Origin of the sequence: Bacillus sp. RSS_NA_20, from assembly GCF_020165915.1 — a bacterium.
In the GTDB taxonomy this organism is placed as follows: domain Bacteria; phylum Bacillota; class Bacilli; order Bacillales; family Bacillaceae; genus Bacillus; species Bacillus altitudinis.
In genome coordinates this window covers 1-11,996 of the sequence record NZ_JAIUKW010000005.1, presented here as the reverse complement: position 1 = coordinate 11,996, position 11,996 = coordinate 1, and the positions used below count along the sequence as shown (strand labels likewise).

Genomic DNA, 11,996 nt, shown 5'->3' with positions numbered 1-11,996 from the left:
TCTTACTAAATTAAATTATTTTTTCTAGTGTTTCTTTTTCTTTATTTTTTAATTTTTTTAATTTGGATTTTTTTTGTTTCTTAGATAAAAATAGGTTCTTTTTTATGTCTTTTAGCTTCTTTTTGTATTCTTTATGTCTTGCTCTTTTTACACTTTTGATTTCCATATGATAAACATTGTACAACTTAATGTAACTTAAGGTGATTTCTTTGAAGAATTTTTTGAACTTAAGATACGGTTCTATTATTTCATAATCTCTTTCGGGCTCTTTTAAGCTATAATCAAGAAACTCGTTCCATAAATGTACGTCTTTTCTCATTAATAAGTGTATATTGGGATAAACAATATCTTCCACTTCTTTAATGACTTTATCCCAAGTATCAAAATTATCAATTGAAGGAACAATATATGTATGTTCCTTCCCATCCGGAGTAACGTCATAAACTTCCTCAACCTCTGTTATCTCTAATACATGATCATATTTGTAATAAAGAATAAACAATTTATTATATACCTTAGTAAGTTGCTCAAAAGTTATATTTTGTAAGTGTTTTTTCTTTTCACTCTTATTCTCCTTAAACATAACAAAGAAGGTTGTAAGTGCAGCAGCAATCAATGGTCCTGCAAAAAATTTCAAAAATAAGTCCATAAATTCTCCCCCGTTTTTTCTTAATTAGATTTTCATAAAAATTGCATCCAATAACCAGTTTAATCCAACGTGAAGAGTCAGATTCAGTTACTTTTTAAGGTCGCACTCCTTATATAAACTTATGAGAGCATTAACGCTACTTAGAAAAGAGTGCTAAAACAACATAAGATATTTAAGTTCATGCCACAAACAAATTAGAACATAACACTGCAAAACACCATAATAATTAGAATTCTAAAAATACTCAAAAACTACCTGGAGGATAAAAAGTTCTAACCCCGTTCGTCCTCATTTTAAAAAACAGACCATACAGGGTCTGTTTTAATTTTGCCTATTAGTTTTCAGATGTTGAATTTGGATCGATCATCGTCGTGTTTCGATCAGTTTTTTGAGGAAATACAGTGGTATTTCGATCAGTTGATTCTTGTGAGAAATTAAAAGAACCTAGGAAAGCAGCACCTACCAATAAAGTGGCGCTAATCAATATCTTCATTTTAATATTCATATAAACACTCCCCTTTTTGGATTTCGGTTTGAGCTTTTATGGCAGTTCTATAATAATCTGCTACCCTCTCCGAATCATTCCTTTTTTCATAAAGATTTGCAAGGCTTAAAGCAAACTCTTCAATATAAGGATACAACTTCTTTTCCTCTAACCCTTTAAACATTTTTCGTACATTTTCAATACCTTCATCTACATAAATTGTCTTTAATGAATTGAGCAATGTTTTATAAAACAGATTATTTTCTGCTGTTGCACTTTTTATTCCTTTAGCAATATATTCAAGTGCTTCTTTTGTTTTATCACTTTTAAACAAAGTCCAACTTAAACTAAAAAATAATCTTGGTTTAATATCTTCATTGTTTTCAGTCATCTTATCCAACCCTTTTTTATAGAAGGAAGCAGCTTTAATATAATCCTGTTGCCTGTCATACGTATTTCCAAGATTCAAATAAGTTTTAGCGATTAATCTTTGATCATTTATTTCTTCAGCAAGATCTAGTGCTTTATGTAAGTGGGGGAGCGACTTCTCATATCGTTTAAAATCATCATAATTTCCTGCGATCACAAATAAACTTTGAATTTTTCTCACCTTATAAAGATCATAACGATCATAAATCTCTAGGGCTTTTATAATATGGTGCATAGAAACATGGGTTTGTTTCATGATGTAATATGCTTCAGCAACTTTAAAATGGAATTCTGCTTGTTCAATTTCATCTACAACAAGTGCCAGCTGCCTCTCAGCAATCTTATAATATTGAATGGCTTGTACATACTCTTTCTTACTGAATTCATGCATGCCTCTAAAAAAGGCATTATAGTATTGCAACATTCCAGACAGTTGATGGTTAGAATTCTCTATTTTATCGACTAGCGCGGAAATTGATTGATCGAATGAAGGTTTTATATAATCAAGCATAAGTTGATGTCGAAAACACATTAATTGATAATAGATAAGAAGATCCTGATCTTCTTCCATCCTATCTATTTCCCATTCAACTTCCGCTTTCAAAATTTCTGCATCGGGTACACTGAATTGCCGAATCATTTTATACCATTCATTTATTTTCACACCAACATGTGAAGAAAGAACTTTCTCCATCCCTTATTCCCCTTCCACTAATTTCCCTTATATTACATTTATTATCACATGTATGAGTTTACAAGGCACCGAAAAGAAACCGCAAAAAAAACAATTGAGTAACCGCGATTTTACACATTTCTTCTCACAACAGAAAAAGCAGACTCTGCAAAGTCTGCCTTTTTCTAAAAATCAAATGACTACACCTTTTGAAAATTAATTATACAATGACTCGCTTAACCACTCTTCACAATGTTCTATAAGCCACCTCAAATATTCCACATATTGGCCGGCATGATAGCCGTCACAAACAGCATGATGGACTTGAATGGCGACTGGCAAGGTGATTTTTCCTTCTTTCATCTTAAATTGACCTAACGTAAATATTGGCAGTAAATAAGTTATATCTGTAGATACATTAAGGTTAAAAGAAGTAAAATCAATCCATGGCAGACTTGAAATATTGAATATGTTTTCTGGCATATGAGGTTTCGGAAATAGGTTGTTACTTTTGCTGTAAGTGTCCATGTCCGCTACACAGCTTTTATAAAACCGAGCAAAGTTTTCGTCATAAGGCGTCCAAATACTTGAAAACGTCTTTGTTTCTTTATTTAAAATCGTATAACTTGGATGGAGAATCTCCCAGTAACCAAGTGCATCGTTCACTTGATCCATCCGAAATTCCGGTATTTTTTGCACAGCTCTTGCTAACAAATAAATTTGCACAGGATATACTTTTAGCCTTTTTTCTTTTAATATTGCATACAATTTCGTGATGTCTAGATCGATCACCAGACTATATGTGCATCGGGTTACCTTCATATAATGATGAAAGTGCTCTTTTCTCGGATAATTTTCATCTATTTGTTTAAACATTTTCTATCTCCTCCTGAATGTAATTGCTTGTATTCAGGAGGAAGCTTTATCTGTTTTTACCACCACAATCATCCTTTCACAAGATATATCATGTTTCTGTTTATTCAAAGACTACTATGAGCTTTGCCTACGTTAAAGCCTCCAGCAACTCTTCATAAGTCATCTTGCCCAACGTGAATTTTTCTAGTGCTATATATGTATTCTCCGCTGAGGTATTCATTCTATTATGACAGTCATTCACTAGCTCATGTTCATTTGGTAATGGTTCATGTATATGTTCTGTTTTTCGAAATGCTTCATAGTATCTTATACCAAATATTCTTTGGGACATCGCATTGATGTGAATTCCGTCCGGATTAGGTATAAGGCTTTTCGCAGTAACATAATAACAATTTTCATGATGATTTGCATATTTTTGTAGTATCTCATTGATCAGTTGATGTTCCACACATCCTGCGCCAAATGCTGTCTTTCCTAAGAAATCGCCCAAACCACCTATCACAAGCGGAATGTTAGGTACAGATAATTCAGTTCTCAGTTCATGAAATAATCTTCGTATTTTTTCATCGTATTCTTTGTATTTCCCATCTTGGCTGTCACTTTCTCCTTGATGCCATAATATTCCGGCCAATTCGCTATCTTCCCTTGCAAATTTAGCTTCATTTATTGCATGACGAAATAATGCCCCATCTCGTGACCATTCATCAATGGTACTGCCACCTTCGGCACATGGAATAAGACCAATTTTTTCTCCCTCATGATCCTTACACCAAGTCTCCGCGAAGGAAGCCGCCAGTCCTACACCAGCTACCGACCTATCAAAATGAATAGGTTCAGTCATCATTTGCCATCTTCCATTTCGCAGCATCATGATTCTTTCATTATAAATTGGCGGCACTTCATGCTTAAAGCCTCGACCCGCCATATTAGATTGTCCAATTAGTAAAAATGACTTCATATTTTTCTCCCCCTCTCTTCATTTTTCATATTTTTGTTGAAAGAACAGTAAACAGTAATTACTTAGGGTAAGATCCTGATGCATCTATCAATCAGGTGGATCGACTATGATCAATCCACTTAAACCATTTTAACAAGAAGAAATCTCTTGTCCATGTTGTCATATGGGCTGACGTTAAACTTGTGAAAAAAACATATTCATGTATAATACAATTGATGTATCATACATGAATTTTAGGAGGGTGACCTTTTTGAAAAGAGAAGATGCCTTAAAACTAAGATCAGATATTAAGAAAATGATTATAATAACTGGGGTTTTTGAATCTCAAAATTTGCCCAATGGACCATTTGAAAAACCTCTACCAACTTCTCAAATGATGGCGTTAGAGGAAATAGAGATGGAAAAATTAACTGTTTGGCAACTATCCAATAAACTTAGATTAGAGACTTCAACTGTAAGTAGATTGGTAGATAAGTTAGTAAAAAAGGGACTTGTTTATCGTGAAGTAAATGAAAAAAACAGAAGAGAACTTTTTCTGCACCTCACAGAAAAAGGTCACATTACTGTTAATCGCTTAAGAGAACAATCCCTTACATTTTATCAACGTATCCTCAATAATTTATCAGAATCAGAACAAAAAATAGTTGTGGATGGTTTTGAATTATTTATTGATTCTATTTCTAAGTCTTTTGATTAGAGTGAGGTAAATCATACCCTTTGGAGGATAAAATGAGTTTGGATTTTGAACGTCCTATGATTGAACTAAAAGAGAAATTTGATGAATTAAAGAAAATGATGAAAGAACATAATGTAGATTTATCAACAGAAATTCAAGAATTAGAAAAACGTTTAAATAAAATGCAAGATGAAATTTATTCTAATCTTACACCTTTTCAACGAGTTCAAATTGCAAGGCTACGTAACCGGCCCACGACATTGGATTATATACCTTTATTGTTTACAAACTTTTTCGAACTTCATGGTGATCGATTATATGGTGATGATCAAGCAATGATAGGTGGTATTGCAAAATTTAAAGGGATGCCCGTTACGGTTATTGGTCATCAAAGAGGGAGAAGTACAAAGGAAAATATAGAAAGAAATTTTGGAATGTCACATCCAGAAGGATATAGAAAAGCGCTAAGACTGATGAAACAAGCTGATAAATTTAATCGCCCTATTATTACATTTATTGATACAATTGGCGCCTATCCAGGGAAAGGGTCTGAAGAACGTGGAATTTCTGAAGCAATAGCTCGAAATCTATTGGAAATGGCAACACTTAAAGTGCCAATTGTTTGTATTGTAATTGGAGAGGCATCAAGTGGTGGAGCTCTTGGCATTAGTGTCGGTAACCATATCCATATGTTAGAGTATTCATGGTACTCGGTCATTTCACCAGAAGGAGCAGCATCTATCCTATGGAAGGATGCTAAGTATGCTCCAGAAGCTGCTAAACACATGAAAATTTCAGCAAAAGATTTAAAGCATTTAGGAATTATTGATGAAATCATTCCTGAAATGAAAGGTGGAGCACAAAATGATATCAAATCACAGGCAAAATTGATTGAATCTGCAATCGAATCATCTCTTAAAAAATTGATACGATTATCCTCGGAAGAGCTTATACAACAGCGATATGAAAAGTATAGACAAATAGAGAATTATAAATGAAAATACTTAAAACCTTATTACATTTCTGAGGATTCTTACTAAAAAGTTCTAAATATTTTGTAAGTAACCTCTTAAACTGGATATGCTGATACTATTAAAAGTGTGTGATCGGTATGGAAAAGGGATTTTTTGATTCTAAAAATACTGAGAAACAATCTGGTGGATAAAGTTCGTCCCCAATTCGTCCCCAACCAAAAGAAAAAAAACAAAAAACCCTTGCTAGGCAAGGGTTTCAACGATGATTCCGACTGGGCTCAAACCAGCGACCTCTACCCTGTCAAGGTAGATATATGGCATACTGTGAGTATCACCAATATCCTCTGGTGTTCCTTAGTATTTTTTAAAAACCGAAAAAAATGTTACCTTTTTATACACCTGTTTTAAGCTTTATCACCATTAATATATTTCACTAACATAGCTGCTGCGTACATAAAGAATGCAGCGATTAAACCATTCACCATACTTCCAAAAACTACAATCAAAATCTGTCCTGCGTAATCTGTCCATGTCTTATCTGGAAATACAGCAATGTTCCATATACTTATGAGCATATAGAATCCAGTCGCAATGATAAAAGTCCAAACAACTAACTTAGATTTGAGCATTTAACGACAATCCTCCAATATCCATTTTCTTCTATGATAACATGAGTTCTTTTAAAATCCTCAATCAATTCACCCTGTTTAGACAAAGACGCTTCGGATGCACCAACAATCCTAATATTTTTATACGCCTGAAACGATGCTTTAATTTCATCATTAGTTGGCTCTCGCGTTCTAATTTCTTTAATTCTTTGTTTAGCCAAACTATAATAGCAGTATAAAAGATCATCAATATAATTAATGTAACTGTTCCTTTCTTCCTTTACCTTCAGAGCCCTATAGACCTTCAGCACCTTGATTAGAGCATTTCAACTTGCTTCTCATCAATCCCTGGTAATATACACAATTGTTCAGATTTCACCTTACCACTCCTTAAAAGTTCATATTGAAATTTTCTTATAATCTATCTAACTCTAAAAACCGTTCATATTTTTACAAAAACGCCCTTGATTTTATTATAAAAAATGGGATAATCAGGAATATCAAAATAAACAAGGGAGAGTTTTAAATGAGATTAAAAAAAGTTTTAACTTTTTCGGCATTATCCTTTGCTTTACTTGTTTCTGCATCTCCTGCATTCGCTTCAACTTCTAATGCAGACAGCAACATGAGTCAAAAGGTAATAACTCCTCAAGATGAGCTGAAAACTATTCATCTAAAAGCCAATACACAAAAAGAATCTATCAAATGTTTCGGTCTCTTTATTAAAAGATGCATAAAAGGGTGATGGTACTTGGACAGGCAAAATAGATAGGGGGGTGACCCTCCTATCATTTTTAATTAGCTAACTTTAAAATATATAGCCGCCTTCACTATGCCTATGTTAGTGATTTCAAGATTTTAATTCAACCTTGATAATTACTGTCTGTTGATGAGTTCCAAATACCTTTTGTTTGTTCCCATCTAAGAATATTAACATTGAAAAGTTGGTATTAGTCCGTTTACTTTTCCCCCCTTATGCTTATGTTTCCACCGTTTGTTACAAAATCAACCACTTTGAGAAAAAACGTTTCTTTTTGTTACATGCGCTTATATGTAACTAAACGTTACGTTAGAATGTATTTATTAAAGGGTAGGCAACAACAAATAGAAAAGAGAAATAGCTAACGCAACAATATATGGAAATAAACTTGGTATCTCAGCATATACAGCCTATGAATTAGGGACAAGAGAACCAGACCATAATACGTTAATAGCTATATCGAACATTTCAGATGTCTCGATTGATGTTCTTCCCAAAGGTAGAAACAACAAGTCGAATATTAAAAAGATATCGAAACATTAATCGCTTCTCGAGATGGAGAAATTACAGAAGAAGAAGCTCGCGAATTATTAGAAATTAACCCTTAAAACACTGCAGAACACTTTAATCGTTTTGATCCTAAAAATACTGAGAAACAATCTGGCGGATAAAGTTCGTCCCCAATCAAAAGAAACAGAACAAATATTCGTTGTCAAAAAAACAAAAAACCCTTGCTAGGCAAGGGTTTCTACGATGATTCCGACTGGGCTCGAACCAGCGACCTCTACCCTGTCAAGGTATACGATAAGTCTCCGGTAAGTCAGACGGCAAGTCAAACGTTGGTATATAGACGTTAAGTCAGTCGGTAAGTCAAACGGTTTCACTTCGATACTTCGTATTATAGACGATAGGAGCGCTATTCTGCAAGTATTTCATGCGATACCTACCCGAATTATTCCGCTTCAAGAAACGCCTCGAACGCCTCTAATTTACCGCGCATTTTCCTACGTTTTGCCTCGCTTGCTGCCCGCTGAAACGAAATATACATATACGCATCAAAACGGCTAATTTCGTTCAATTTCGCTTTGAGTATCGTCTTGTGCCACGCATCTACAAATGGCTCCGGATCATGCTCGATCATCAACGCAGGGTCTACGGATGCTTTAGCCCGCAATAACAAGCCGTAATATTTATAGATTTCTGCTGCTTCAAAGTAGCGACTCATAGCGTTGTAGATTTCCGTTGGCAACGAGTTTTTCAGCGCTTCAGCCGGTACCGCAGCCGTATCTTTAACGTGCTTTTGATTTAAGTGATTAATAGAATCCGATGGTTCATTTTCGATTTTTGGCGTCTCAACCGTTGGTACATCGGCGTTTTCCGTCTCCTGCCGAGTGGTCATTGTCGACTGGTCATTCGCAGCTAACGGTAAGATGACGATTATGTTGGCGCCCTTGCCACCGTTGATTTTACGAGTCGTCGCAACCTTCTTGACGATATTCAACGCAGCCAGTTGATTAAGAACGCGGCGTGCCGTCTTGACGGATTTACCGATTAGGTCGGCTAAGGTTTCCGCTTTGAGATGCGCTGCGCCTGCGAACTTAACCGCATAGCGTGCGATCTGTTTAAGTGCGGTCCGCGCCGTGTCGGATAGGTCGTATGAGTTACGTTTGATATGTTCGTAGACGGCCTTGTTTAGTGCCTGCGTCGACGAGAACGTTTGATGTTCCGCTAAGTAATGCATATCGATACCTCCTATACATTTATTCGTTAATACGTATATTACGCTTATACGTATAATAAGTCAACGAAAATAATTACGTTTATACGTATTTACGTAAACAAATAGATACGGTATAATAAACAAAAAAGCAACGGAGGTCCCTTATGAGGCATGTCGTTTTGCGCATCGATAAACTTATGGAACAATACGGATTGACACAGGTTGAATTTGCGGAGAAGGTCGGAATACGTCAAGCTGCTATTTCGCAATTGGCACGTAATCATGTGGCGAGAGTTTCCGTAGATCACTTAGACCGCATCATCAACACGTTTGAGATCGACGATATTTCCGATTTAATCGTCATTGAAAAAGATTGATAAACGAACATATATTCGGCTATAATTTAACCGGAGGTGTCGCCAATGTGGGACGAACGGAAGGATCAGAACCGCTGGCAGATGAAGTTCATATTGCCGGAGCACAACGAAGCTTTGCGTCAATTACACCTCGCGAAGCAGAAGATAGAACGTCCGGTATTAAGCGAGGAGCAAGTTGACGAATTTGAGTTCGTTATTTCCTCGGCGGTGAGCGAAGACCTGCCGCTGGATTTCGAATTATACGATGACGGATTTGTTCGCGAAGTAAGTGGACGCGTTGTTTACGTGGACCATCTACGGAAGGAATTTCGTGTGAAGGATAATCGAGGCGATACTAATTTCGTTAAGTTTGCGGATATACTAAACGTAAAAAACGCCCCATCCGGTTAGGGACGGGGCTTTTCGTTATTGATTAAGCGTATACTTTCGTGAGAATGTAGCCGCGTCGAGTACATCATCTCCGTTTGTTTTGAAGATTCTCCACGAGAAACTTACGCTTGTCACTTCGCTAGGAGACGTATTAGACATCGGCCATGCGTAAAAGAAGTCGAGCCTATCGCCTTTGTTCTTCATCACAGCCGACCCTTCCTCCGATACCGTTATCACTTCTTCCGGACCTAACTCTTCTCCCGTGTTCAAAGTAATCGGATTCGTTGCCGGATAGGCTTCAAAGGACGAATGGCCGATATTAGCCATCGAGCCTTTAATCGCTATATGAGCGCTCGACGGAGAGATAAGTACTTTATCAATTTTAATATCTAAGCCATCGTAATTCTCTTCGTCATCCATTTCCGCACTATATAACCATATACCGCTATCTTCACTTAAGTCCTCACTCGCAGTAGCCTCTTTCGCCTGAACTTCTTCGTCTTTGTTATTCGTTTGAGTATTCGACGAACATCCCGCAATTATCAGCAAGGCTATTACTATAGAAAAAAGTAGTCTGACACGCTTCATTTAACCACGACCTTTTTCTTTTAATTATACGTCATTGTTATGTAAGACGGCTACCTACGTTTTTATACGTAAGCAACCGCCGAAAGTTCCGTCTACTTCTTTCCGACCTCATCCAACGCCTTTCTTTCTCGCGCCTTCTTAGAAACATCGTTATCCTTCCAGTACGCTAATAGCGCCGTAAAGCCGAGGAACAGCAGCGCAATAAAGTCGGACACTGCCGCTTCGTCTACCGGAATCGTCTGAACGCCAAACATCGTCAGCCCGCTATTTACGAGAGCCAACGCAAGCAAAATAAACCGAGTCACCGTTCCTACGCTAATATTCGTCTTCATACGCTATACCCCGCTTTCTTAAGTGCCGCCACTAGTTTGGCGCGTGTTGCTGGTCCGTAAATACCGTCGTTTGCAATGCCGGATTGCGTCGACTGGAATCGCTTGACTGCGTTGGCCGTTTTCGGACCGTAGGCGCCGTCGATTCCGTTATTCGCCGCCCCTTTGTCCGGATAGAAATAAACGGCTGCTAGTGCGTTCTGAAGATTCGTAACCGCTGTACCGCGAGCACCTTGACGGATGACGCCGGTAGGTACCGTTAGTTTTTTGGACGGAGACTTCGGTGCGCTAGTTTTAACCGGCTTAGTCGCTGCGCCTGTTTTAGCTGGCGCTTTGCCAAACGTATCCGTACCGTATCCTTTATAGTTAAACTGAAGGTGCGGCTTATCTACGAATGTCTTCCAGTCGCCGCCCCACTCAAATCCGATCGCTTTCGCCTTAGCAACCGCCTTTTTAATATCCGCCGCACCGTATCCGTTCCACAACGTATCCTTACCTTTTACCGGCACGAAATCCAACGCCTGCCCTACGAGATGATAAGAACGCATCGTCTGTGAAGCGCCTTTTGCAACGTTTTCCCTTTGCTGCGCTTCAGTACGAATAGTTTCGTAGATGAGGACGTCGATATTTTCCGCAACAAGGTATTCGTACCATTTAAGTGCTGCCGCTTTTGTGTTATCCGCCAACTTTGCGAGGTTTTCTCGGTTTCTCTTATCGTAAGTTAGTGCCATATAATCGTCTCCCTTTTCGTTTTATTTAGAAGTAATAACGGAACAGGACCGGTACCAACGCTAGCATTACCGGAACTGCAATTCCGATAAGCCAACGTCGATCGCCTTTTACCTGGTCGCGGTATTCTCGTAGATCATCGCGAGCCGTTTTAGCAATACGTAGGGCTTCGCTCGCCTTGTCGTCGGCCGTGTCCGCCCTAGATAGCGCCGTTGCCGCCATTTCTCGGAACTCTTCGAAGATGCGCGTCTGATGTTGTTGGGTAGCGATGATGGTGGCGATGTCGACCTGTATCTTCGCAATCTTTTCGTTAAGTTCGTGCGTAGTCGGTTGAGTCACCGCAAATCCTCCTTAAGTGCAAAATAAAAAGCCTACGACTCATCGGCCGGCGGCTCATCAACTTCGTATTTATCTCCCGTAATTTCTTCGTATTGTTCCGGTGTAATCTTCTCCATAACTACTGCGGCCGCGACTTGCTCCTTCGTCCAATCTCCGTCTGTGTAAAACTTCTTGATGAACGCGAACCAGTTCATTAAATCACTCCCTTCATCATTAAAGTGAAAACCAGCTCCGCCTGCTGCTGGCGTACTATTTCGAGTTCTGTCGGAAAATATTCTTGTTTAATTCCGTCTATATAGTCTTGCGAAGCCGTTTCGAACCACTCGTCTTTATCCTGATCATACTTGGCTATATAAAGACCATCCGGGGGTTGTGTTTGCGTGTAACCATCGGGTACTTGCTCACCGTTTTCTACATCAACTAGAATTTCCTCTCCGGCCTGCCAAACGAAATTTTTC

The 11,996-nt window shown here is 38.0% G+C and carries 16 protein-coding genes and 2 pseudogenes; 5 read left to right on the top strand and 13 right to left on the bottom strand.

Going from position 1 to position 11,996, the window contains the following annotated elements:
• Positions 1 to 10: 10 nt before the first annotated feature.
• The 5 genes from LCD32_RS05595 to LCD32_RS05575 all read right to left on the bottom strand — a co-directional run bounded on the left by LCD32_RS05595 (position 11) and on the right by LCD32_RS05575 (position 4,069).
• Entirely contained in the window at positions 11 to 649 is a 639-nt protein-coding gene (locus LCD32_RS05595; RefSeq protein ID WP_058213856.1) for a hypothetical protein, read from the bottom strand.
• 334 nt (positions 650 to 983) lie between these two features.
• Positions 984 to 1,154: a RapH phosphatase inhibitor gene (locus tag LCD32_RS05590; protein ID WP_136944438.1), complete on the bottom strand. Its 171-nt coding sequence runs from the start codon at positions 1,152 to 1,154 to the stop codon at positions 984 to 986.
• Entirely contained in the window at positions 1,144 to 2,256 is a 1,113-nt protein-coding gene (locus tag LCD32_RS05585) for a Rap family tetratricopeptide repeat protein (protein WP_060780974.1), read from the bottom strand. The genes LCD32_RS05590 and LCD32_RS05585 overlap by 11 nt, the downstream gene beginning before the upstream one ends.
• Positions 2,257 to 2,451: 195 nt before the next feature.
• The gene (catA, locus tag LCD32_RS05580; protein ID WP_136944439.1) at positions 2,452 to 3,111 is read right to left on the bottom strand and encodes a type A chloramphenicol O-acetyltransferase; all 660 of its coding nucleotides are present in this window, start codon (positions 3,109 to 3,111) and stop codon (positions 2,452 to 2,454) included.
• A 127-nt stretch (positions 3,112 to 3,238) separates the two neighbouring features.
• Positions 3,239 to 4,069, bottom strand: coding sequence for a sialate O-acetylesterase (locus LCD32_RS05575; RefSeq protein ID WP_008348373.1), 831 nt, complete (start codon positions 4,067 to 4,069; stop codon positions 3,239 to 3,241).
• A 250-nt stretch (positions 4,070 to 4,319) separates the two neighbouring features.
• On the opposite strand from LCD32_RS05575, the gene LCD32_RS05570 reads away from it, so the two are divergent.
• Positions 4,320 to 4,766, top strand: a complete 447-nt coding sequence (locus LCD32_RS05570; protein ID WP_008348375.1) for a MarR family winged helix-turn-helix transcriptional regulator — start codon at positions 4,320 to 4,322, stop codon at positions 4,764 to 4,766.
• Positions 4,767 to 4,798: 32 nt separating this feature from the next.
• Complete coding sequence (locus tag LCD32_RS05565; RefSeq protein WP_048003226.1) at positions 4,799 to 5,743, top strand: acetyl-CoA carboxylase carboxyltransferase subunit alpha; 945 nt, start codon at positions 4,799 to 4,801, stop codon at positions 5,741 to 5,743.
• A 380-nt stretch (positions 5,744 to 6,123) separates the two neighbouring features.
• Here LCD32_RS05565 and LCD32_RS05560 read toward each other — a convergent pair whose 3' ends face one another.
• A complete protein-coding gene (locus tag LCD32_RS05560) occupies positions 6,124 to 6,348 on the bottom strand; it encodes a hypothetical protein (protein ID WP_181891812.1) in 225 nt (74 codons plus the stop codon).
• A gap of 505 nt (positions 6,349 to 6,853) precedes the next feature.
• Between LCD32_RS05560 and LCD32_RS19345 the strand changes: the two are divergent.
• A pseudogene (locus tag LCD32_RS19345) lies at positions 6,854 to 6,938 on the top strand (hypothetical protein); the annotation flags it as partial.
• Positions 6,939 to 8,039: 1,101 nt separating this feature from the next.
• On the opposite strand, the gene LCD32_RS05545 reads toward LCD32_RS19345, so the two are convergent.
• On the bottom strand, positions 8,040 to 8,828 hold the full coding sequence (locus tag LCD32_RS05545) for a helix-turn-helix domain-containing protein (RefSeq protein ID WP_224563071.1): 789 nt from the start codon (positions 8,826 to 8,828) through the stop codon (positions 8,040 to 8,042).
• Positions 8,829 to 8,968: 140 nt separating this feature from the next.
• Between LCD32_RS05545 and LCD32_RS05540 the strand changes: the two are divergent.
• Together LCD32_RS05540 and LCD32_RS05535 are read left to right on the top strand one after the other, a co-directional pair.
• Positions 8,969 to 9,184 (top strand): annotated as a pseudogene (locus tag LCD32_RS05540) (helix-turn-helix domain-containing protein); the annotation flags it as partial.
• A 45-nt stretch (positions 9,185 to 9,229) separates the two neighbouring features.
• Positions 9,230 to 9,574, top strand: a complete 345-nt coding sequence (locus tag LCD32_RS05535; RefSeq protein ID WP_224563065.1) for a YolD-like family protein — start codon at positions 9,230 to 9,232, stop codon at positions 9,572 to 9,574.
• A gap of 15 nt (positions 9,575 to 9,589) precedes the next feature.
• On the opposite strand, the gene LCD32_RS05530 is transcribed toward LCD32_RS05535, so the two are convergent.
• The 6 genes from LCD32_RS05530 to LCD32_RS05505 form a co-directional block, all read right to left on the bottom strand.
• Positions 9,590 to 10,102, bottom strand: a complete 513-nt coding sequence (locus tag LCD32_RS05530; RefSeq protein ID WP_224563054.1) for a hypothetical protein — start codon at positions 10,100 to 10,102, stop codon at positions 9,590 to 9,592.
• A gap of 131 nt (positions 10,103 to 10,233) precedes the next feature.
• A complete protein-coding gene (locus LCD32_RS05525) occupies positions 10,234 to 10,473 on the bottom strand; it encodes a phage holin (protein ID WP_224563052.1) in 240 nt (79 codons plus the stop codon).
• Entirely contained in the window at positions 10,470 to 11,201 is a 732-nt protein-coding gene (locus tag LCD32_RS05520) for a peptidoglycan-binding protein (RefSeq protein ID WP_224563050.1), read from the bottom strand. The genes LCD32_RS05525 and LCD32_RS05520 overlap by 4 nt, the downstream gene beginning before the upstream one ends.
• Positions 11,202 to 11,226: 25 nt before the next feature.
• Positions 11,227 to 11,538, bottom strand: coding sequence for a hypothetical protein (locus LCD32_RS05515; RefSeq protein ID WP_047204067.1), 312 nt, complete (start codon positions 11,536 to 11,538; stop codon positions 11,227 to 11,229).
• 32 nt (positions 11,539 to 11,570) lie between these two features.
• On the bottom strand, positions 11,571 to 11,732 hold the full coding sequence (locus LCD32_RS05510; protein ID WP_224563048.1) for an XkdX family protein: 162 nt from the start codon (positions 11,730 to 11,732) through the stop codon (positions 11,571 to 11,573).
• Positions 11,732 to 11,996: hypothetical protein (locus LCD32_RS05505; RefSeq protein WP_224563046.1), on the bottom strand; the 265-nt coding region annotated here is incomplete at its 5' end. The genes LCD32_RS05510 and LCD32_RS05505, both read right to left, overlap by 1 nt.